This is a genomic window from Bartonella sp. CR84HXZ (assembly GCF_042194535.1).
In the GTDB taxonomy this organism is placed as follows: Bacteria; Pseudomonadota; Alphaproteobacteria; order Rhizobiales; family Rhizobiaceae; genus Bartonella; species Bartonella grahamii.
The window spans coordinates 80,047-101,616 of sequence record NZ_JBHIMY010000004.1; the positions used below are offsets into that span (position 1 = coordinate 80,047).

General features: G+C 38.5%; 19 protein-coding genes. 16 read left to right on the forward strand and 3 right to left on the reverse strand.

Annotated elements, in window-relative coordinates; all coding sequences use genetic code 11:
- Positions 1-74: 74 nt before the first annotated feature.
- A complete protein-coding gene (locus ACFIKD_RS03070; RefSeq protein WP_375644561.1) occupies positions 75-1,151 on the reverse strand; it encodes a polyprenyl synthetase family protein in 1,077 nt (358 codons plus the stop codon).
- Positions 1,152-1,331: 180 nt separating this feature from the next.
- Here ACFIKD_RS03070 and ACFIKD_RS03075 point away from each other — a divergent pair, with 180 nt between their 5' ends.
- From ACFIKD_RS03075 to ACFIKD_RS03105, 7 genes are all read left to right on the forward strand, one after another.
- Entirely contained in the window at positions 1,332-2,120 is a 789-nt protein-coding gene (locus ACFIKD_RS03075) for a tRNA1(Val) (adenine(37)-N6)-methyltransferase (protein WP_375647200.1), read from the forward strand.
- A gap of 191 nt (positions 2,121-2,311) precedes the next feature.
- Positions 2,312-3,160 (forward strand): S49 family peptidase, encoded by an 849-nt coding sequence (locus tag ACFIKD_RS03080; protein ID WP_375635783.1) that lies wholly within the window; start codon positions 2,312-2,314, stop codon positions 3,158-3,160.
- Between the two features lie 240 nt (positions 3,161-3,400).
- The gene (locus tag ACFIKD_RS03085; RefSeq protein WP_375635782.1) at positions 3,401-4,309 is read left to right on the forward strand and encodes a 4-(cytidine 5'-diphospho)-2-C-methyl-D-erythritol kinase; all 909 of its coding nucleotides are present in this window, start codon (positions 3,401-3,403) and stop codon (positions 4,307-4,309) included.
- Positions 4,310-4,507: 198 nt separating this feature from the next.
- Positions 4,508-5,149, forward strand: coding sequence for a ribonuclease HII (locus ACFIKD_RS03090; RefSeq protein WP_375635838.1), 642 nt, complete (start codon positions 4,508-4,510; stop codon positions 5,147-5,149).
- Complete coding sequence (locus tag ACFIKD_RS03095) at positions 5,146-6,126, forward strand: L-threonylcarbamoyladenylate synthase (protein WP_375635781.1); 981 nt, start codon at positions 5,146-5,148, stop codon at positions 6,124-6,126. The genes ACFIKD_RS03090 and ACFIKD_RS03095 overlap by 4 nt, the downstream gene beginning before the upstream one ends.
- A complete protein-coding gene (locus tag ACFIKD_RS03100) occupies positions 6,111-7,520 on the forward strand; it encodes an FAD-binding oxidoreductase (RefSeq protein ID WP_375644562.1) in 1,410 nt (469 codons plus the stop codon). The genes ACFIKD_RS03095 and ACFIKD_RS03100 overlap by 16 nt, the downstream gene beginning before the upstream one ends.
- Positions 7,521-7,664: 144 nt before the next feature.
- Entirely contained in the window at positions 7,665-8,192 is a 528-nt protein-coding gene (locus ACFIKD_RS03105) for a DUF6101 family protein (RefSeq protein WP_012754813.1), read from the forward strand.
- A 1,162-nt stretch (positions 8,193-9,354) separates the two neighbouring features.
- Here the strand turns inward: ACFIKD_RS03105 and purD are convergent.
- Entirely contained in the window at positions 9,355-10,629 is a 1,275-nt protein-coding gene (gene purD / locus ACFIKD_RS03110) for a phosphoribosylamine--glycine ligase (protein WP_375635779.1), read from the reverse strand.
- Positions 10,630-10,719: 90 nt separating this feature from the next.
- Here purD and ubiA point away from each other — a divergent pair, with 90 nt between their 5' ends.
- Positions 10,720-11,724, forward strand: coding sequence for a 4-hydroxybenzoate octaprenyltransferase (ubiA, locus tag ACFIKD_RS03115; protein WP_375635778.1), 1,005 nt, complete (start codon positions 10,720-10,722; stop codon positions 11,722-11,724).
- A gap of 252 nt (positions 11,725-11,976) precedes the next feature.
- On the opposite strand, the gene pdxH is transcribed toward ubiA, so the two are convergent.
- On the reverse strand, positions 11,977-12,600 hold the full coding sequence (gene pdxH / locus ACFIKD_RS03120) for a pyridoxamine 5'-phosphate oxidase (RefSeq protein WP_273787902.1): 624 nt from the start codon (positions 12,598-12,600) through the stop codon (positions 11,977-11,979).
- A gap of 293 nt (positions 12,601-12,893) precedes the next feature.
- On the opposite strand from pdxH, the gene ACFIKD_RS03125 reads away from it, so the two are divergent.
- The 8 genes from ACFIKD_RS03125 to ACFIKD_RS03160 all read left to right on the forward strand — a co-directional run bounded on the left by ACFIKD_RS03125 (position 12,894) and on the right by ACFIKD_RS03160 (position 21,515).
- Positions 12,894-13,796 (forward strand): DnaJ C-terminal domain-containing protein, encoded by a 903-nt coding sequence (locus ACFIKD_RS03125; protein ID WP_375647201.1) that lies wholly within the window; start codon positions 12,894-12,896, stop codon positions 13,794-13,796.
- A gap of 128 nt (positions 13,797-13,924) precedes the next feature.
- Positions 13,925-14,743 carry an enoyl-ACP reductase FabI gene (fabI, locus tag ACFIKD_RS03130; protein WP_273787904.1) on the forward strand — a complete coding sequence of 273 codons (819 nt, stop codon included), beginning with the start codon at positions 13,925-13,927 and terminating at the stop codon, positions 14,741-14,743.
- Between the two features lie 148 nt (positions 14,744-14,891).
- A complete protein-coding gene (gene aroC, locus ACFIKD_RS03135; RefSeq protein WP_375635776.1) occupies positions 14,892-15,980 on the forward strand; it encodes a chorismate synthase in 1,089 nt (362 codons plus the stop codon).
- A gap of 15 nt (positions 15,981-15,995) precedes the next feature.
- Complete coding sequence (gene ribB, locus ACFIKD_RS03140) at positions 15,996-17,099, forward strand: 3,4-dihydroxy-2-butanone-4-phosphate synthase (RefSeq protein WP_375635775.1); 1,104 nt, start codon at positions 15,996-15,998, stop codon at positions 17,097-17,099.
- A gap of 7 nt (positions 17,100-17,106) precedes the next feature.
- Positions 17,107-17,361 carry an exodeoxyribonuclease VII small subunit gene (locus tag ACFIKD_RS03145; protein ID WP_375647203.1) on the forward strand — a complete coding sequence of 85 codons (255 nt, stop codon included), beginning with the start codon at positions 17,107-17,109 and terminating at the stop codon, positions 17,359-17,361.
- 236 nt (positions 17,362-17,597) lie between these two features.
- Complete coding sequence (dxs, locus tag ACFIKD_RS03150; RefSeq protein WP_375647204.1) at positions 17,598-19,505, forward strand: 1-deoxy-D-xylulose-5-phosphate synthase; 1,908 nt, start codon at positions 17,598-17,600, stop codon at positions 19,503-19,505.
- A 16-nt stretch (positions 19,506-19,521) separates the two neighbouring features.
- Positions 19,522-20,265 (forward strand): TlyA family RNA methyltransferase, encoded by a 744-nt coding sequence (locus ACFIKD_RS03155; protein WP_375647205.1) that lies wholly within the window; start codon positions 19,522-19,524, stop codon positions 20,263-20,265.
- Positions 20,262-21,515: a class I SAM-dependent RNA methyltransferase gene (locus tag ACFIKD_RS03160; RefSeq protein WP_375647206.1), complete on the forward strand. Its 1,254-nt coding sequence runs from the start codon at positions 20,262-20,264 to the stop codon at positions 21,513-21,515. Before ACFIKD_RS03155 ends, ACFIKD_RS03160 begins: the two co-directional genes overlap by 4 nt.
- Positions 21,516-21,570 lie beyond the last annotated feature (55 nt).

The following is a 21,570-nucleotide window of genomic DNA, read 5'->3' on the forward strand; positions in this document are numbered from 1 at the left end:
AATCAATCGATGGTGTTGTTTATAGATCATATCTCATTACTTTATTGAGAAATACTGCGATTCTTGCAAAGAATTCAGTTTACGCGCGCAATACAAAATTCAACAGTCTCAACGAGAGCATTGTAAGCAAGATTTTCGTTCATGGGAATAAGAGCATCAATTGCATGTTTTCCGTAGATGCGTGCTTGTTCTATTGTATCTGTGATACTATCATACTTTTCTATTAAGTGTTGCGCGTATGCGAAGGCTTCATTATTGTTATTGCCATCTTCAAGTGCTTGTTTCCAGAAATTTTTTTCTACTATATTTCCACGTTCATATGCGATAATAACAGGCATTGTTATTTTTCCTTCTCTAAAATCATCCCCTATATTTTTTCCTAAGCTTTGAGCACTACCGCTATAGTCAAGTGCATCATCAATCAATTGGAAAGCTAAACCTAAAGATGTTCCATATTCACGTAATGAAGAACGCTCTTTATGTCCATAGCCAGCAACAATCGGTCCTACTTCAGCGGCTGCTGAAAAAAGTGCGGCTGTTTTGGCATTGATGATTTTGAGATAGTCTGAAGGGCTGGTTTTGATATTTTTTGCAGCAGAAAGTTGCATAACTTCTCCTTCAGCAATAATTGCAGCAGCGTTCGCTAGGACAGAGAGCGCTTCTATGGAACCGACATCGACCATCATTTTAAAAGCCTGACCCAACAGGAAATCACCAACAAGTACGCTTGCTTGATTCCCCCAAATCATCCGTGCCGTGGATTTTCCACGTCGCAAATTACTTTCATCAATCACATCATCGTGTAGTAATGTTGCTGTATGCATAAATTCAACAGCTGTTGCGAGTTTTATATGCCCGTCACTTTGATAACCGAACATATGAGCAGAAGCGAGCGTAATCATTGGGCGTAATCGCTTTCCACCTGATGAAATAAGATGGTTGGAAATTTCAGGGATCATCTCAACCTCTGATTTTGCCATAGAGAGAATAAATTGATTCACGCGCTCCATATCTTTTTGAGTAAGATTGACAAGAGATTGAAGAGAAATTTGATTATTTCTTATTTGTTCTGGTTTGATAGCTGCGCTCAATGTGTTTACTCCTAGAGTATTGCAATGGACATATATAAAATTTACTTTATTTACTAGCATAAAGGGGGTTTGTGTTTGACTCAAGCTTTTGATGGCGCTTTGAAGTGTAAGCTTGGAATGTTATTGGCAATAAATGTTCTTTAGTGAGTGTAATCTTGTTGTTATGAAATAATAAAAAAATTTAAAATAGCAGCTGAATGGCAAAAATGCAGTTTATAAAGGTGAACATTAGGCTTTTAAATGGATAAAACAACGAATCAGAGTGGTGAAACAATTGATAGTTTTCACCGCGGAAAATTTTATTTGGTTCAACCCCATAAATATGGTCATCGTTCTGGAATGGATGCGATGTTATTGGCTAGTTTGGTTCCAAGTAATTTAAAGGGCAAGGTTGTTGATTTAGGCGCAGGTGCTGGAGCTGCAGGGTTGGCTGTTGCTTCGCGTTGTCTGAAAGTTCATGTTACTTTAGTTGAACGTTCAGCTTTTATGGTATCTTACGCTCAAAAAACGCTTATGCTAGAACTAAATAAACAATTTGCTAGCCGAATTTGTTTGCTAGAAGCAGATGTTACCTTCAAAGGGAATGCCCGTATAAAAGCAGGTTTGATAGATAATAGCTTTGATTTTGCGATTATGAATCCACCTTTTAATAATCCTACTGATCGCAAGACACCTGATAAACAAAAATCTGAAGCACATGTTATGTCTGAAGCGATGTTTGATAATTGGTTGCGGAGTGCAGCGGCCATTGTTAAGCCAGGTGGATACTTAGGGCTCATTGCACGTCCACAATCGCTGACAGATATCTTGCGTGCTTTAGAAGGGCGTTTTGGTGATATTTGTATAATTCCTGTGCATGCACGTGCGAAAACAGCTGCAATTCGTCTTTTATTTTACGCAAAACGAGGAAGCAGAGCAGCTTTATCTATTTTACCGGCATTGGTTATACATGAAGGTAATGACCATACTTTTTCACCCCAAGTTGATGCAATTAATAATGGATATATAAGCTTGTGGGAACTTTTCTAATAGTATCTTGTGTTTTTTAGTTTATTATTTAAAGTCGAAACTTTGTTGTTAGGGAGGTTTGACTTTGGGTGAAATTATATTTCTGCTTGTAATGTGGGGATTGATTGGCGCTTTTGGATATTATCGCGTTCTTCCTCTTTGTTGTCCTTTCCTATTTAATTGTTCTTAATTTATAAGGAGATTTTGTTTTGATGGATTTTATTAAAAGTTTTATTCCACGTCGTTTTTCTTCCGATAAACTTGAAATTCCTGTGGTGCGCCTTCAAGGAGCAATTATGGATTCATCAGCGTCTATATCTCGTACCCTTTCCCTCAGTAGGTGTGCAAATCTTTTAGAGAAGGCTTTCGCACACAAAAAGTCACCGGCTGTTGCACTTATTATTAATTCTCCTGGTGGTTCACCTGTACAATCGCGTTTTATCTTCAAGCGTATTCGTGACTTGGCAGAAGAAAAAAATAAAAAGGTTCTTGTGTTTATTGAAGATATTGCAGCATCCGGTGGTTATATGATTGCTTGTGCGGGGGATGAAATTTTTGCAGATCCTTCTTCAATTGTTGGTTCCATTGGAGTGGTTTCAGCTTCCTTTGGTTTTCCGGAACTTTTGAAGAAAATTGGTATCGAACGGCGTGTATACACAGCAGGAAAGAACAAAGTTACATTAGATCCATTTCAGCCAGAAAAAAAGGCGGATATCGAGCATTTGAAATCTCTCCAACTTGAAGTGCATCAAACTTTTATCGATTTGGTTAAAGAACGCCGTGCTGAAAAATTATCAAATGATTCGAATCTCTTTACAGGAATGTTTTGGAGTGGAAAACAAAGCGTTGAGCTTGGTCTGGTTGATGGATTGAATGATGTACGTTCTGTTATTAAGGAGCGCTTTGGTAATGATGCAAAACTTCGACTTATTATGCCTCCAAAAAGTTTCTTAGGACCTAAAACGCCTTCAGGAGTGACGGCACATACGGTTTATACAGTCGTTGACAGTGCATTGATGGCAGCAGAAGAGCGAGCACTTTGGCAGCGTTATGGTTTGTAATGGAAAGGATTATTCAAGCCAGAGGGATTGTTATCTAAAAACAGATTCTAGAAGAAAAAAGGCTTGAAATGATACGAATGAGAACATGTCGTTTATTTTGTATGAGTGCTCTTTATATTTATTGTTTGTTTAGAAAACGATTAAGAATATTCCAAGCTGTTTATAGGGTTTGTGCTAATAAAAGTATGGATAAAAGGGGGAATTTGTAAAAGAACCCTATGTAGGTGAATATTACGTCATATGATATCAAATGTACAAGCTTCGTTCCAAGGACATTCCTATTTATTTACACCTATTAAATTGAATTTAGCTCTACATGTTGTGGGGCAACGTTCTGATGGGTATCATTTAATAGAAAGTTTGGTTTATTTTAGTCTTAGCGGTGATTGTCTACACTATGCACCTTGCGAAAATAATCAATTTGTTTTGACGGGACCGTTTGCAAAAGGCCTTGTGTCTCATTTAGATAATTTGGTTATTCGCGCACGGGATTTTATGCATAAGACTTTTCCTGAATGTGCTCAACCTGCTTTTTTTCGGCTTGTAAAAACATTACCTGTTGCTTCAGGCATTGGTGGTGGCTCAGGTGATGCAGCTGGGGTTATAAGCATGTTGCGTCAACAGTGGAATCTTGATTGCTCTTACCAAGAATTAGCAAAAATGAGCTTAGTTCTTGGTGCTGATGTTCCCATGTGCCTTTATGCATTAGAATATCAGCAGCCACTTTTGGTCAAAGGAATTGGTCAAGAGATGATACAACTAAAAGGAGCCTGTTCTCTTGCAATAGTATTGGTTAATCATGGACAAGAGATTTCAACACAAACTGTTTTTAAAGCGTTAGAGAAGCGTCATAATCCTTCTTTAAAAATTAATACAGATTCTTTAAAGAGTGTTGATTCATTGGTTGAAGCTTTACAAGAAACGCGTAATGATCTTTTTTCTTCTGCATTAAAAATAGCACCTCAGTTAGCTGAAGTGTTATCTGTATTAGATGAATGTGGGGCTCTTTTTTCCCGTATATCTGGAACGGGAGCAACTTGCTTTGGCATTTTTAAAAATAAACAAACAGCGCAACAAGCAGCTCTTTTTATCAAATCAATGCACCCAAATTGGTTTGTAAAACCTATCATGACTTTAGGAAATATTTGATAAATAAATATAAAAGCTTTTATTTCGTCCTGATTTTATTATACACAGTGAAAGAGGGTAACCAAAGAAATGTATTTTTTTATCTTTTGTGCAAGAATTCGCATAATGTTTGGAGAGCCATTTAAAACTGTAATGCTTGCAAAAAATGATCAGGCTACAGAAATAGATGTATGTTTGTTGTATTGTGATTTATCAAAGATGTTTAATGTTCCGCTTCAACCAAATTTTTCGTGCGAATTGGATTTGCAAAAACAGGGTTTTTTTCATATAGCAGGTGTTGATGAAGTAGGACGGGGGCCTCTCGCTGGACCTGTGGTAACGGCAGCAGTTATCTTGGATAAAGACCATATTCCTAATGGGTTAAATGATTCAAAAAAACTTTCTTTTCTCCAACGAAATAGACTTTATCATGAAATTTTGCAAAGTGCATTAGCGGTTTCAGTCGCTAGTCTTTGTGCTCGTACAATTGATCAATCTAATATTAGAAAAGCAACTTTAGAAGCAATGCGTCGCTGTATTATAGGGTTAGCCATTCCAGCCCACTATGTCCTTGTTGATGGACGTGATATTCCTTCTGAGTTGTCCTGTCCTGCAATGGCGTTGATTAAGGGCGATCAGCGTTCGGTTTCAATTGCAGCCGCATCTATTATTGCGAAAGTAACGCGTGACAGGATGATGGAGTGTGCAGGACAAGTTTATAAAGGGTATGGTTTAGAGAAGCATGTAGGTTATGCAACACTAGCGCATCGTACAGCTCTTGATAAATATGGACCAATTATAGGATTACATCGTTATAGTTTTGCACCACTAAAAGAGTGTTATAGAAATGGTGTGTCATGACGATTCTACCACTCAATAGTGCTTCGATAAGAGAGGCAATAGCGCTTCTTAAACAAGGGAAGTTAGTAGCATTACCAACGGAAACTGTTTATGGATTAGCGGGCGATGCAACAAATGGGAGGGCAATTTCTTCTATTTTTTCTACAAAGAGTCGTCCGCAAATTAATCCTCTTATTGTGCATGTCAGCGGCATCGAAATGGCGGAACGTTATGTGAAAATTGACTTTCTTTCACGCCAATTAATGGAGGAATTTTGGCCAGGGCCTTTGACATTGGTTTTGCCTTTAAAGGAACAGCATAATATTCATCCTTTAACAACCTCTGGTTTGAATACCTTGGCTGTTCGTTTTCCAGACAGTCGTTTTGCGGAAGTAGTACAACATTTTGGCCGACCACTTGCTGCTCCTAGTGCGAATCAGTCGGGGCGTCTTAGCCCTACTTCAGCTGAGGCTGTTTTTGCATCTTTGGGGGAATCTGTTCCTTTGATATTGGACGGAGGACCTGCTAAAATAGGGCTTGAATCAACGATTATTAAGATTTGTGATGAAAATATTTATCTTTTGCGTCCAGGGGGGCTTGCGGCTGATAAAATTGAAGAAATTGTGGGGAAGTCTTTAAAACGGATAGATCAAAGGGCGGCGATTGAAGCTCCAGGGATGTTAAAGTCGCATTATGCTCCCAATGCTACGATTCGTTTGAATGTAGAAAAGGTGGAAAATGGTGAAGCGCTTTTAGCATTTGGTTCAAAGCGCGTTATGGGGGCTGAAAATGCCGTTTCTATTTTAAATCTTAGCGAAGATGGAAAGTTGGAAGAGGCAGCCTTTCATTTATTTCAATATATGAAGGAATTAGATTCATTTAAAGTGAGATGTATCGCAGTAGAACCTATTCCATCATACGGATTAGGGGAGGCGATCAATGATCGTCTTATACGGGCTGCGGCTCCAAAGGAGAAACAAACATGGAGCAGAAATTAATTGAGGGGTTTAGAGAAATTGTTGGTGCTAAGCATGCTATAACAGATCAAGCGTTGATTGCACCGTATTTGCTTGAAGAGCGTGGGCTTTTTCATGGAAAAACACCTTTACTTTTACGTCCATCTTCTTGCGCAGAGGTCTCATCGATTATGCAGCTAGCGAGCAAAACACGCACACCGATTGTGCCACAGGGTGGAAATACAGGGCTTGTGGGGGGACAACAACCAGATGAAAGAGGAGGGAGCGTTCTTTTATCCATGGAACGATTAAATAAGATTAGAACTATAAATCTTGAGGGAAATTTTGTTGTTGTAGAGGCAGGTGTTATTTTACAGGATTTACAGAAAAAAGTGGATGAATCAGGTCGTTTTTTCCCTCTTTCTTTGGCTTCTGAAGGTTCTTGTCAAGTAGGGGGAAATCTTTCGTCGAATGCTGGAGGGACAGCTGTTTTAGCCTATGGCAATATGCGTGATCTTTGTCTTGGTTTGGAAGTTGTTTTACCGGATGGCCGTATTTTAGATGATTTGCGTTTTGTTAAAAAAGATAATAGCGGTTACGATTTGAAAAATCTTTTTATTGGTGCAGAAGGCACATTAGGTGTTATAACCGCAGCCGTTTTGAAGATGTTTCCAAAAATAAAAGGAAAAGCTGTTGCTTTGGTGGGATTATATAGTCCGGCGAAGGCTTTAGAGTTTTTATCTCTGGCTCAAAAATATGGAGGAGGGATGTTGACAGGTTTTGAGCTCATGGGAAATCTCAGTTTGCAAATGGCTTTAGATTATAAGATGTGTGAGAAGCCTCCTCTTCAGCGGAAGCATGAATGGTATGTATTAATGAACATTTCATCATTGCAAGGCGATGATGAGGCGTTATCAGTACTGAGTATTATTTTAGAAGAAGCTTTAAAGAATGCGGTGATAGAAGATGCAATTGTTGCACAATCTTTAAAACAGCAAGATTTTTTTTGGCAGTTGCGTGAAAGTATATCCTATGCACAAAAGTTAGCAGGAGGGTCCATTAAGCATGATATTGCGGTCCCACTTGCTTCTATTCCTGATTTTATTGCTGAGGCAGCGCTTATTGTTGAAGATATTGCTCCAGGAGCACGGGTGATTTGTTTTGGACACATGGGCGATGGAAATTTACATTATAACATTACACAACCTGTAGGAGCTGATACGATGGTGTTCTTGCAGTTATGGTCAAAAATGAATCATCGCATTCATAGTTTAGTGATGGACTATAGAGGTGCATTTTCTGCTGAGCATGGAATTGGTCAGCTTAAGCGCGAAGAACTTCGTTCTTTTAAATCGCCTGTCGCATTGGATATTATGCAAGGGATTAAAAAAACGCTCGATCCTTTAGGGATAATGAATCCCGGAAAAGTATTATAATTCAAGAATAGTGATCATGTATTTTTGTTTAGATTTTAATAACCAAAAAAGAAACCAGTTGTTTTTTATTCAAACTTTTAATAATCCAATGAGAAAAAGCTGCTAAAGGGTGTATGTTATTTAAGATAAATTGGGATAATGTATATGGCTAATCAATGCTTTAATCAGGCAAAAGCGGTGCTTGAATTTCGGTTAGATCCGTGCCATTTGCCACAAACGACGACATATTTTTCATCCAAAACGGGTAATCAGGTTATTTGTTCGTTAAATGAGCGTGGTGTTTCTTTTAAAACGGATATGCCTTCAAGCTTATCGCATTTAATACCCCCTTATCATTTCCAAGGAATTGCAGCACGTACCGTGAAAACGCGTTCAGGAGAAAGAGCTGTTGCATTAGAATTACTTCATGCCGATGAGGAAGCTTGTATACCGCTTTTGGTTTCCAGAGATTTGAATAATGTTCTTCTGGATTGGCGATTATGGGCGGATACTTATGGACTCCCCATGCTTATGATCAATGAAGATAATCGCATTCTGGTTGTAAAAGATCGTTCTGATTTACATCGTTTTTTTGGTACAACAGCACATTCTAAACAAAAGCGTTTTTTACTTCGTTATAGCAATCCGTTAGGCTTGCGTTTGGTGATTGCGAATCGAATTGCACTCCAGTAATATTAATATGCATTCATTTTTGTACTACCGTAAGCATTTATCTTGTTGTGCCGTAAAACATCGTTGTTTGGGGCGGTAATATAAGGCGTGTAAACTTCACACATGAAGTATTTTTAGAGGACATGGCGAATATTCTTAAGTTTGCTTGTCGATCTTTGTGTAAGTGAAGCATATGAGTAGGAACCAAGAGGAACCCGCTCAATGAGAATCCGGACGTTTACAGATGGGATTTGGTGTGACTTTTGGTTCTTTAAGGCAAAGAGGAAGTCAATGATTGTAAATGAGAGTTTTTTGACACCATACATTGGCAGCAGGAATCGGTTATGTTAAACGCTTTTCTCGGAGAGGTAAAAACGGCTTTCATAACAATAGAAACCGTTTTTTTGGCGGTGTAATTTTTGGTTTTTGCCACATCATTAAAACACGAGCAGATTGCTGGAAGTGTTTTTTACTTTTTTATAAATCATTTCTCCATGTTGAATGAGAGCTTTGAATATTGCAAAATATTCTTACTTCATCTCTCTCCTATAATCAAAATCATTTTTTTGCACGTTATAAGAAGGGGTAGAGTGTGGATAAAAATCATTAAAAAAGAGTAAACACTCTCTGATAAAGCGTTTAGATAGAAAGGGTTATCGTAATATTGGGAGTTGGAAAATACAATGATAGTATCGGTTTTTATCTTTATTTCAGAAAGATGGCAGAATGGATTTATACTATTTGCAGGTAGTGTCGTAAAATGGGAGTGACGAGCATGAGAGATATTGTTTAAGAATTTGTACGTGAATAACATCAGTATCTTTTTTTTGGCATTTTATTTTTCGTAAAAGCGGAATTTCATTAAAAAACGCAATAAATAAGAGAAATGATAGTATATATGTTTTTCTTCAGGGTTTTATAAGAAAGAAAGTATTTATAAAGATGATGAGAAAATACGTTTAAATTAAATACAACAGTAAAATGATCAGTTTATATCACAGTGTTATATTCAGAGAAATTTCCTATTTTATCATGAGTAGATATCCTATTTACAATATTTGATTGTTCAAAGGAAAGCACACTCATTTTTTCAAAATTATGGTCAACGTAAAACAGTAAGAAAATTTGTGTATCATGCTCTTATATAAAATAATCAAATCGGAAAAAAGAATATTCAAAGGATTTAGTTTTCTCGCGCAATGGCTCTCCATCCGATATCACGACGAACAAAACCTTCTGGCCAATCAATACAATCAACAGCTTCATAAGCACGTTTTTGTGCGTGCGTAATCGTTTTTCCTGTTGCTGTTATGTTGAGGACACGTCCACCATTTGCAATGAGTTCTCCATCACGCAATACTGTACCAGCTTGAAAAACTTTCACATCGGGAAGATTGTTTACTTTATCAACGTTACGGATAACAGTACCTTTTTGGGGAGAGTCTGGATAACCATTGGCAGCCATAACAACGGTGAGAGCAGTTTTTTCAGACCACCGAAGAGGCTTATTTTCAAGTTTTCCTTGAGCTGCAGCAAGAAAAATTGGCAAAATGTCATCTTTGAGGCGCATCATTAAAACTTGACATTCAGGATCACCGAATCGTACGTTAAATTCAATTAATTCGGGTCCTTTTTGCGTTATCATTAATCCGACGAAGAGAATACCTTTAAAGGGGGCGCCCATTTCTTTCATGCTTTTTAAAGCTGGTTCAACAATTTCTTTGAGGGTACGATTCACTATTTCTTGGGTCATGATGGGCGCTGGTGAATAAGCACCCATACCACCGGTGTTTGCTCCAATATCGCCATCACCTACACGTTTATGGTCTTGAGCAGAACCAAAAGGAAGAGCAACTTTACCATCACAAAGGCAGAAGAAGCTTGCTTCTTCACCTTCAAGAAAAGATTCTACAACAATTTTGTTTCCTGCATCTCCAAATGCACTTTTGAAGCAGGCATCGACTGCGTTAAATGCTTCTTCCATAGTTGTTGCAACCACGACACCTTTGCCAGCTGCTAAGCCATCAGCTTTAATAACAATGGGAACACCTTGTTGATGAATGTAAGCTTTAGCTTTAGAGGCATCATTAAAGCATTGGTAACTTCCTGTAGGAATGTTATTCTTACGACATAAATCTTTTGTAAAAGCTTTAGAACCTTCTAGTTGAGCAGCTTTTTGAGTAGGACCAAATACACAGATGTTAGCGCTATTAAGAGAGTCTGTTATACCCGCAACCAATGGTGCTTCTGGTCCTACAATCACAAGATCAATAGAATGTTTTTTACAAAAATCAATAACAAGGGGATGGTCATCAATGTTTAAATTAATATTTTCACCAAATTCTGTTGTTGCAGGGTTTCCAGGAGCACAATATAACTTTGTTAGCAGTGGTGATGCAGCTATTTTCCATGCTAAAGCATGTTCTCGTCCACCTGAGCCAATAAGAAGAATATTCATTGCTTGCTCCTCTCATAAAAGATGATTAATCTCATCTCCTTCTCATAAGAATGAAATGTCTCTATCGCAAGACCAAAGGTAAATCATTTGATGAAAAAAAATAAAAATATCGCGCATGTTCAATCCTGTGAGAGTCAGGGACGGGTTATGGATGCATCTTCCAAACAATGGGTCTACAATTTCCTTCCCTGTTCTTTATGGTTTTATGCGCAATTGGCGCGTTGGGATCGGCCTATCGGATGGCAATTGTTGATGTGGCCTTGTTTTTGGTCAACAACAATGGCTTTTTTCTCTTATAACATGCATTACGATACTCTTTTATCAATGTTTCTTCACTGGGTTTGGTATCTTTTTCTTTTTTTTCTGGGATCTATTGCTATGCGAGGGGCAGGATGTACTTGGAATGATCTTATTGACCATAAAATTGATGCTCAGGTAGAAAGGACACGTTCTCGCCCATTGCCGACAGGTCATGTGAGTCGGTTTCAAGCAAGAGTTTTTATACTTATGCAATGTTTGGTTGGTTTAGTCGTTTTATCACAATTTAATAGGTTTAGTTTTTTTCTAGGTATTTCGTCATTGATAGCTGTTGCATTTTATCCTTTTATGAAACGCGTAACATATTGGCCGCAGTTTTTTTTAGGCGTTGCGTTTAATTGGGGGGCATTAATGGGGTGGGCTGTTGTCTTTGGAAGTTTAAGCTGGGCACCAATCTTGCTTTATGTGGGATCAATCTTGTGGACCATAGGATACGATACAATCTACGCACATCAAGATAAAGAAGATGATGCTACTGTTGGTGTCCGTTCTACGGCCCTTCTCTTTGGTAAAGGAACCAAGCGTGCTTTAGTATTTTTGTATGGTGGTTTTGTGGTGTTCGTTAGTTTAGCATTTTATTTAGCTGGAGTCCCTGTTCTTAGTTTTTTGGGGATTTTTGTGGCAAGCATCCATATGTTTATTCAAATTAAAGTCATTGATATAGATGACAGTTCACAATGCCTCAGGCTTTTCAAATCTAATTCGCTTATTGGTTTTGTGATTTTTGCTGGTTTGGTATGTGGGGGTATATGGACGATATTTTATCCTGCGGTCTAAAAATAAGTTAGCTAAAATCATAGTTTCTGCTGAATACAGTATTTTCTTTTAAATAAGCTTGTTGCTAATCTGTTTTAAGCAATACAGTAGAAAATATTACCAATCAACTTTTACAGTGAAAATGAATTACAGTGAAAATGAATTTCTTCTATTTAAATAAAATAAATCATCTTCTTTTAGAATTTTTCAAATAAAAAATACTTGTTTAACTGTTGGGAAGAAAAAATCTTTATAACGATGAAGTTTGAAGGATTAGGGATAAAGTTTTTGTCTTTTCCAATCGCTGTGTTCAACACAATCGCGTGTAAAAAGCAGACGATCATGTAAACGAAATGGGCGATCGCACCAGAACTCTATAGAAAGGGGTTTAACACGAAACCCAGACCAATAAGGTGGTCGTGGAATATTGCCTAGAGCATAACGCGCAGTATATTGAGCAATTGCTTTTTCGAGCACAAAACGATTGTCTAAAGGTTGAGATTGTTTAGATGCCCATGCACCAATTCGACTACCACGTGGTCGCGATTGGAAATAGGCATCGGCTTCCTGTTGACTTACTTTTTCAACAATTCCTCTAATTCTGACCTGACGACGGAGCGATTTCCAATGAAAACCTAAAGATGCTTTCATTGATTTTAAAATTTCTTGTCCTTTACAGCTTTCATAATTGGTATAGAAGACGAAGCCTTGGGGACTGTAGTCTTTGAGGAGAACCATACGAACATTAGGGAGTCCTGTTTCATCAACTGTTGCTAATGCCATAGCATTTGGATCATTTATTTCACTTATCGTTGCCTCTTCAAGCCACTTTGCGAAAAGTTCAAAAGGTTTTTGCATTTTCATAAAATGATCATCTGTTGGTATTTTGTTGCTCATAGTTTCTCCAAATATCAGTGAGTATGGGCGAGGCATTTTCTCATTTACTTTATCATCAAAAAGCCAATGCTATTGTGTATTTCTATGGTAGTTTAATTATTTTTACTTTAGCATAGGCTACAATGAGCTATATTAAATAAATGTCTCATTTTATCTGGTATTTTAGTTTATTGATAGACATATAAAAAGGAAAGAAGAAATTATTCTCTAGAATAGACTGATGAAGATATAAGGGATATTGAGCAACGGATCAGTTGATATTTTGAAAACGAAAAAATTGAAAAGAGGGCAATATGCGTGATCCCTACACGATTCTGGGTGTGGCACGTACCGCAAAATCGCAAGAGATTAAATCGGCATTTAGAAGATTAGCAAAGAAGTATCATCCAGACCATAATAAAGATGATACAAAGGCTAAAGAAAAATTTGCTGAAATTAATCAAGCTTATGAAATTATAGGTGATAAGGATAAAAAGGCACAATTTGACCGCGGTGAAATTGATATGGAAGGAAAACCGCTTTATCAAGCTTATGGTACTGGTGAAAATTTTAGCAATAAACAAAATCCCTTTTCAGGAAGAGCAAAGGGATTTGATTTTTCCTCTTCAGGTGGTTCAGGTTTTGATGCGAGTGATATTTTTCGGGATCTGTTTGGAGGAGGTAGTAGCTTTTCGAATTCCACACACTATAACCGTTCCCAACAAGGAGCACATGTTCGTGCTAATCTTGCCATAACATTAGAGCAGATGGTTGGCGCAGAAAAGGTGGAAGCTGTTTTTCCAAATGGAAAAAAGTTAAAAATTAAACTTCCAGATTATATTGAAGACGGACAGACTATTCGTTTAAAAGGTCAGGGAGAAGAGGTACCTCTCGGGCAAGCAGGAGATGCGTTGATAACCATTCAGATTCAAAAACATCCTCGTTTTCGGGTTGAAGGAAGAGCACTTCATCTTGATTTACCAGTTTCTCTTAAACATGCTGTTTTGGGAGCAAAAGAAGAAGTTGAGACGTTGGAGGGACGTGTGGTTTTAACGATTCCTGCTTGGTCAAGTTCTGATCGCGTTTTACGGTTGAAAGGAAAAGGGCTTCGTTTAAAAAATGGTACAAGAGATGATCTTTATGTGCATGTTCGCATTATGTTGCCGGAAGGTGAAAATGCCGCGCTAGAACAGTTTTTGCAAATGCAACAAGATTAATTTTAAAAATTTTTATATACAAAAGCGTAGTTTTTGTTTGATTTTAAACCAATTGCTTGAAGAAAAAGTTGACCTGTGTCATAGGCAGATGAATAATATTAATTTTAAGTAACAATGGGGCAGTGCTGATGGCTAAGGGTAATGGTTTGTTGTACGGTAAGCGTGGTTTAATTTTGGGGTTGGCCAATAATCGCTCCATCGCTTGGGGAATCGCTAAAGCGGCAAGTAGCGCAGGGGCAGAGCTTGCTTTTACCTATCAGGGTGAAGCAATGAAAAAGCGTGTTGAGCCTTTGGCTGAAGAATTAAAGGGGTTTGTTTGTGGACATTGTGATGTTTCTGACAGTGTCTCTATTGATACGGTCTTTAGAGAAATAGAGAAGAAATGGGGAAAACTCGATTTTTTAGTTCATGCTATTGGTTTTTCTGATAAAGACGAATTAAGTGGTCGTTATATTGATATCAGCGAATCAAATTTTATGATGACCATGAATATTTCCGTTTATTCCCTAACAGCTCTAACGAAGCGTGCAGAGAAATTGATGCCAGATGGTGGGTCAATCTTGACACTGACCTATTATGGTGCAGAAAAGGTTGTTCCCAATTATAATGTAATGGGGGTTGCCAAAGCAGCTCTTGAAGCGAGCGTGAAATATTTAGCGGTAGATTTAGGTCCTCAAAATATTCGTGTTAATGCTATATCTGCTGGACCAATTAAAACGTTAGCGGCTTCTGGTATTGGTGATTTTCGTTATATTTTAAAATGGAATGAATATAATGCTCCATTACGTCGTACGGTAACAATTGAAGAGGTTGGTGATTCTGCGCTTTATTTTCTTTCAGATTTGTCTCGTTCTGTTACCGGTGAAGTCCATCATGTCGATTCGGGTTATAATATCATAGGTATGAAAGCAGTTGATGCACCAGACATTTCTGTCGTTAAAGAATAAAGTTTGGTTTATGGGATTTTATTGGACAGCAGTAATTTGACCAAATTTAAAGTGGCTAAGGGTATTTGGGAGCAACGAGCTACCTTGTGTATAGCACACAACATACGTTGTCGTTGTATATATTTGACAGAGAAACGGATCTTTTTTCATGTCGCATAATACATTTGGTCATTTGTTTCGTGTAACAACATGGGGTGAAAGTCATGGTGCTGCTCTTGGTTGTGTCATTGATGGTTGTCCACCTGGAATTATTTTTACTCTTGCAGAAGTTCAAGCTTATCTTGATAAACGCAAACCAGGACAATCAAAATATACAACGCAGCGCCGAGAACCAGATGAAGTAGAGGTCCTTTCAGGAGTTGTTGTTCAAGACGATGGGACAACATTGGTGACGACAGGTACACCAATTTCTCTGTTGATTCGAAACACAGATCAGCGTTCGAAGGATTATAGCTCGATTGCTCATCAGTATCGTCCAGGACATGCGGATTATACTTATGATATTAAATATGGCATTCGTGATTTTCGAGGTGGGGGACGTGCTTCAGCACGGGAGACGGTAGCACGTGTTGCAGCTGGTGCATTTGCTCGTAAAATCGTTCCTGGTTTGATTGTACGAGGAGCAGTGATAGCAATTGGTCCTCATAATATTAATCGTGATCGGTGGGATTGGTCAGAGGTTGATAATAATCCTTTTTTTACAGCTGATGCAGAGATGGTTCCCATTTTTAGTGATTATATCAGTAAACTCCGTAAAGAGGGAACATCTGTTGGTGCGGTTGTTGAGATCGTTGCAGAAAATGTTCCGGCAGGTTTAGGAGCCCCTATTTATGCAAAGCTTGATCAAGATATTGCATCGTTACTTATGTCGATTAATGCGGTAAAAGGTGTGGAAATTGGTGATGGTTTTGCGGCAGCCCGCCTGAGGGGAGAAGAAAATGCCGATGAAATGCGAATGGGAAATGATGGAAAACCGCTTTTTTTATCCAATCATGCTGGTGGTATTTTAGGGGGAATATCGAGTGGACAGCCAATAGTTGCACGTTTTGCTGTAAAGCCTACTTCATCAATTTTAACGCCTCGTCGCTCCATTGATGTTGATGGTCATGATATAGATGTTATAACGAAGGGACGTCATGATCCATGTGTTGGGATTCGTGCCGTTCCTGTTGGTGAAGCGATGGTTGCTTGTGCTATTGCTGACCATTATCTAAGACATCGCGGTCAAATTGGGTGATTGAAAAGGTGAACAATGGCGTATGATGAAAAAAAAATTGTTTCTGCACTTAAAGCTTTTGAACGCGGTGAAATTGTTGTGGTGACAGATGATGATGACCGTGAAAATGAGGGTGATTTAACTGTTGCTGCAGCGTATTGTACAGAAGAAAAGATGGCGTTTATTCTTCGTCACACAACAGGTATTGTGTGTACACCTATGCCAAAAAAAGAAGCACAACGGTTTAATCTTGCTCCTATGGTACCAGATAATAACTCTGCACATGGGACGCAATTTACTGTTACTGTGGATTTTAAACATGGGATAACAACGGGTATTTCTGCACATGACCGCACATTGGCAGTTCGTAATCTTGCTAATCCAAATGCTGGTGCTCACGATTTTGTCCGTCCAGGACATATTTTTCCTTTGATTGCGCATGAAGGGGGGGTGCTCATGCGTTCAGGTCACACGGAGGCCGCTGTTGATTTATGTAAATTAGCTGGTTTGCCACCAGTTGGTGTTATTGGTGAGTTGGTCAATGATGATGGCAGCGTTAAACATGGCGATCAGATCATGAAATTTGCACAAGAACATCGGTTACATATGATAACGGTTGCAGATTTAATTGCTTACCGCCAACGTAAGGAAATATTGATCAAGCATGTTGGAGAAATGCCTATTGAAACATCTGTAGGTCCCGCTATTGTTCAAAGTTATCAATTTCCTTGGGAAGCCGTTCAGCATATTGCAATTGTTTTTGGTGATGTCCGTGAGGGTGAGGATATTCCTGTGTATTTACATCATGAAAACATTATAAATGACGTTTTTTGTCAATCTTCAGATATTATGGTGGTGATGCGGCGTATGATGGAAAAAGAAAAACGTGGCGTATTTATTTATTTGCGTAAAGGATCTGTTATGCAATCAACTATTGATATTCAAAATATGGCAAGAGACAGTTCAGAAAACCATGTGCAGGCGATTGAACGCGAAGAAGAATGGCGCAAAATTGGTTTAGGATCACAAATTTTAAAATATCTAGGAATAGGCTCTGTTATTGTTTATGCTGCTAAAGAGCATCATCATGTAGGTTTAGAAGGTTTTGGAATTCGTATATCTAGAACAGATATTTTTTGAGGTTCATATGAAAAAAGAGATACAAGAGGGGGATATTACGACCTTAAGCTTTGAGCAAGCGCTTAAGCAACTTGAAGTTATTGTCGAAAATTTGGAACGTGGCGATGTGCCTTTGGAACAATCCATTGATATTTATGAACGCGGTGAAGCGCTTAAAAAGCATTGTGAAAAACTCTTAAGAGTTGCTGAAGCTAAAGTTGAAAAAATACAGCTTTCAGAAGACGGTTTTCCAGAAGGAGTAGAACCACTTGATGCTAAATAATATTAAATATTTTGGATATTTATTGTGAAACGAGGAGATATAATAACCTTTTTTATAGAAAATTAAATCGATTGATTTCTTTTTTATAAAATAAGTAAAAAATGAGAAAAGTATAGCTCATCTCAAATAGAAAAGAGCATTTTTCAGTAAAAAAGATGCAAAACTGTAGATAAGAGTAGAGAAGATATATTTTTATCGTTTCGTTTTCTTGAGTTAAGATAATAGAAAGGTTTTTTTTGTCTCAGGTCTTAACACCATTGCTTGACCGTATTTGTTTTCCGCAAGATTTGCGGGCATTGCCTGAGTCTGATTTGGTACAGTTGGCTGATGAGTTGCGGACTGCAACAATTGATGCGGTTTCTGTAACAGGTGGTCATCTTGGGGCGGGACTTGGTGTTGTTGAGCTCACTGTTGCATTACATTATATTTTTAATACACCAGAGGATAGGATTATTTGGGATGTTGGTCATCAAACCTATCCACACAAGATTTTAACGGGGCGTAGAGAAAAAATTCGCACATTACGTCAAGAGGGCGGATTATCAGGTTTTACAAAACGTTCAGAAAGTGTGTATGATCCATTTGGAGCGGGTCATTCGTCTACTTCTATTTCAGCGGGGCTTGGCATGGCGGTGGCAAGTGCTTTGAAAGCAGAGACAAGACGCAATATCATAGCTGTCATCGGTGATGGTGCAATGTCTGCGGGCATGGCTTATGAAGCAATGAACAATGCTGGTGCTTTGGATGCACGCTTGATTGTTGTTCTTAATGATAACGATATGTCTATCGCACCACCTACAGGTGCTATGAGAGCACATCTTGCACGATTAGTATCTCGTCCTTCTTATCGTCATTTGCGTGAACGCGTAAAGATGTTGAGCGAAAAATTGCCAAAGTTTTTTTTGGATAAGGCGCGTCGTTCAGAGGAATTTGCGCGTGGACTTTTGGTTGGGGGAACTTTATTTGATGAGCTTGGCTTTTATTACCTTGGCCCCATAGATGGGCACAATTTGGGGCATTTATTGCCTGTTTTAAAAAATGTTCGTGAATATCCTAGTGGTCCTGTTTTGGTGCATGTTGTCACACATAAGGGAAAGGGATATCCACCTGCAGAAGCCTCACCTGATAAATATCATGGTGTTAATCGTTTTGATGTCATGACAGGAAAACAGGTTAAAGCATCAAGTAATATTCTACCCTATACCAAGGTATTTTCTAAAGCTTTAATAGAAGAAGCTCGCCATGATGATAAGATTGTTGGCATAACAGCAGCGATGCCAACAGGGACAGGTCTTGATTCTTTTGCGAAAAAATTTCCTGAAAAAATGTTTGATGTTGGTATCGCTGAGCAACATGCCGTAACTTTTGCGGCAGGTCTTGCTTGTGAAGGGTACAAGCCTTTTGTTGCAATTTATTCTACTTTTTTACAGCGTGCTTATGATCAAATTATTCATGATGTATCAATTCAAAAATTACCGGTACGTTTTGCTATTGACCGTGCAGGTTTTGTGGGGGCAGATGGTGCAACACATGCTGGAAGTTTTGATATTGTTTTTTTGTCCACTCTTCCTAGGTTTGTTGTTATGGCACCTTCTGATGAGCTTGAACTGATGCATATGGTGCGTACAGCTGCAGCTTATGATCAGGGACCAATTTCTTTTCGTTATCCACGTGGTGAGGGCATTGGTATAGATTTACCGCAACGTGGTGAGTTATTAGAAATTGGAAAAGGGCGTGTTCTGCGTGAAGGAAATAGGATCGCTTTGGTTTGTTTTGGAACGCGGATGTCAGAAGTGTTACAAGCTGCTGATGCATTGGAGGCTGAAAGATTATCTACGACGGTTGCAGATGCACGGTTTGCGAAACCTTTAGATAAGGATTTGATGTGTCGTTTGGCACGTGAGCATGAAGTATTGGTGACAATTGAAGAAGGGGCAATCGGTGGTTTTGGAGCGCACATATTACAATTTTTAGCGCAAGAAGGGCTCTTAGAGCATGGTTTGAAAGCTCGTACACTAAAACTTCCTGATGAGTATTTGAATCATGGTGCACCAGAAAAAGTTCTTTCACGTATCGGGCTTGATGCTATGGGTATTGTCAACACGGTTTTTGCTGCTTTAGGCCGCGAGATTCGAACAGGATAAAAAATTCGAGTATGATATGGCTGCCAGAAAAAGGCTCGATATTCTCTTAGTTGAAAAAAACTTTTTTACGACACGTTCACGCGCACGTGATGCTGTCATGCGTCAAACCGTTAAAGTTAACGGCGAAATCGTTTTTAAAGCTGGGCAAATCGTTTTTGATGATGCAGAGATTGCTGTTTATGATCCAGCGCAGAATTATGTTTCTCGGGCAGCGTTAAAATTGATTGCTGCACTTGATGCATTTCCGATTATAACAGATAAAGTGACGGCCATTGATGTTGGCGCATCAACAGGTGGTTTTACACAAGTTCTCTTAGAGCGTGGATCGGCTCATGTAATTGCCGTTGATGTTGGGCATCATCAATTTGATAAACGTTTATTGGGCAACAGTGCTATAACGTTATTAGAAGGCTTGAATGTTAGAGATTTTCAACATAAACATTTAGGTGGGCGAGAAATTGATCTTATCGTTTCAGATGTTAGCTTTATTTCTCTCAAACTTGCATTGCCTCCCGTTTTGTCTTTAGCCAAGAAGGGTGCCCAAGCTGTTTTACTGGTAAAGCCTCAGTTTGAGGTTGGTCGTAAACACTTTAGCAAGAGGGGAATATTAAATCCATCAATAGCTAAAGAAACTGCTGAGGCGCTTTTTGTTTGGTTAAATACACAAACAGGGTGGAGTGCAAAAGGTTTAATTTCTTCCCCTATTACAGGTGGTGATGGCAACGTGGAATATTTACTATTCGGAGAAAAACAAGAGTGAGTGACAATGTCATAATCGACCATATCGGAGCAAATGGGTATGGTACTTCTAGGACGTCTCACGGCTTCGTTTATGTTCCTTTTACTTTACCAGGAGAGTGTGCTGAAATTACTGTTCATGGAAAATATGCAACATGTATAGCATTAAAAGAAAAATCATTAGAACGCATTGATACTCTTTGTCAGCATTTTGGAGAATGTGGAGGGTGTACTCTTCAGCATTGGCATATGGATGCTTATCGCGTATGGAAACAACAATTGGTTGTTGATGCGCTTAAAAAGTATGGACTTAATAATGTTGTTGCGCCTTTAATAGAATGTAAACCTTATAGCCGACGGCGGATTACTCTAACAGCATCTATGACCCCACAGGGGCAAAAAGTTGGTTTTAACCGTTATCTCTCTCATGAGATTGTAGCTCTTGAGGAATGTCCAGTAAGCCGTCCAGAGCTTATTTCTCAGTTGCATAATATCAGAGAGCTCTGTGCTTTTCTAAGCAGCTCTGCCAAACGGTTTCATGTTACAATAACACGTGTTGAAAATGGTTTAGATGTTGCTTTAAGCGGTTGCATTGTACACCATGAATCACTTCGTCAGAAAATGATCAGTGCTGCTCTTTCATATGGGATTATACGTTTATCTGTTGACGGTGAAGTTTTGGTTGAACGAGAAAAACCAGAGATTTACTTTGGAGATGTCTGTGTTGAATTTCCTTCTGGTGGTTTTCTTCAAGCAACCTGCGAAGCTGAAAATATAATGGGCAATATTATTTTGACTCATTTAAAAAAAGCAAAGAATGCTGTTGATTTGTTTTCAGGGATAGGAACATTTACCTTGCGCATGGCAAAAAAGATGAATGTTCATGCAGTAGAAAATAATGAAGATGCATTAAGAAATCTAAATACAGCAGCACGTTTTGCAACTGGTTTAAAAACGGTCACTTGTGAAAAACGTGATCTTTTCCGACATCCCCTTTCTGTAAAGGAACTTGAGGGTTTTGAGAGTGTTGTTTTTGACCCTCCCCGTGCTGGTGCAGAGCAACAAGTACGTGAATTAGCGAAGACAACAGTATCACGTGTTGTGGCAATTTCCTGTAATCCTACTACATTTGCTCGTGATTTATCTCTTCTTGTTGCAGGGGGGTATACAGTAGAAAAAATCATACCGATTGATCAATTTTTATGGTCACCACATGTCGAAATTGTTGCTGTTTTGAGCAAAAAGAAAAAAAAGAAAGCTTGGAAGCTTTAGCCTAAAATTTTTTAATGCCATGAAGATTTTTTTAAAGTTTACTTGAGTATTATTA

What these genes read in the sequence shown, in the direction of transcription:
- ACFIKD_RS03075 (WP_375647200.1), top strand. Translation starts at nt 1,332, where the DNA reads ATGGATAAAACAACGAATCAGAGTGGTGAAACAATTGATAGTTTTCAC.
- ACFIKD_RS03085 (WP_375635782.1), top strand. Translation starts at nt 3,401, where the DNA reads ATGATATCAAATGTACAAGCTTCGTTCCAAGGACATTCCTATTTATTT.
- ubiA (WP_375635778.1), top strand. Translation starts at nt 10,720, where the DNA reads ATGAAAAAAAATAAAAATATCGCGCATGTTCAATCCTGTGAGAGTCAG.
- purD (WP_375635779.1), bottom strand. Translation starts at nt 10,629, where the DNA reads ATGAATATTCTTCTTATTGGCTCAGGTGGACGAGAACATGCTTTAGCA.
- ACFIKD_RS03080 (WP_375635783.1), top strand. Translation starts at nt 2,312, where the DNA reads ATGGATTTTATTAAAAGTTTTATTCCACGTCGTTTTTCTTCCGATAAA.
- aroC (WP_375635776.1), top strand. Translation starts at nt 14,892, where the DNA reads ATGTCGCATAATACATTTGGTCATTTGTTTCGTGTAACAACATGGGGT.
- ACFIKD_RS03105 (WP_012754813.1), top strand. Translation starts at nt 7,665, where the DNA reads ATGGCTAATCAATGCTTTAATCAGGCAAAAGCGGTGCTTGAATTTCGG.
- pdxH (WP_273787902.1), bottom strand. Translation starts at nt 12,600, where the DNA reads ATGAGCAACAAAATACCAACAGATGATCATTTTATGAAAATGCAAAAA.
- ACFIKD_RS03100 (WP_375644562.1), top strand. Translation starts at nt 6,111, where the DNA reads ATGGAGCAGAAATTAATTGAGGGGTTTAGAGAAATTGTTGGTGCTAAG.
- ACFIKD_RS03090 (WP_375635838.1), top strand. Translation starts at nt 4,508, where the DNA reads ATGTTTAATGTTCCGCTTCAACCAAATTTTTCGTGCGAATTGGATTTG.
- fabI (WP_273787904.1), top strand. Translation starts at nt 13,925, where the DNA reads ATGGCTAAGGGTAATGGTTTGTTGTACGGTAAGCGTGGTTTAATTTTG.
- ACFIKD_RS03070 (WP_375644561.1), bottom strand. Translation starts at nt 1,151, where the DNA reads ATGCTAGTAAATAAAGTAAATTTTATATATGTCCATTGCAATACTCTA.
- ACFIKD_RS03155 (WP_375647205.1), top strand. Translation starts at nt 19,522, where the DNA reads ATGGCTGCCAGAAAAAGGCTCGATATTCTCTTAGTTGAAAAAAACTTT.
- ACFIKD_RS03125 (WP_375647201.1), top strand. Translation starts at nt 12,894, where the DNA reads ATGCGTGATCCCTACACGATTCTGGGTGTGGCACGTACCGCAAAATCG.
- ribB (WP_375635775.1), top strand. Translation starts at nt 15,996, where the DNA reads ATGGCGTATGATGAAAAAAAAATTGTTTCTGCACTTAAAGCTTTTGAA.
- ACFIKD_RS03145 (WP_375647203.1), top strand. Translation starts at nt 17,107, where the DNA reads ATGAAAAAAGAGATACAAGAGGGGGATATTACGACCTTAAGCTTTGAG.
- ACFIKD_RS03095 (WP_375635781.1), top strand. Translation starts at nt 5,146, where the DNA reads ATGACGATTCTACCACTCAATAGTGCTTCGATAAGAGAGGCAATAGCG.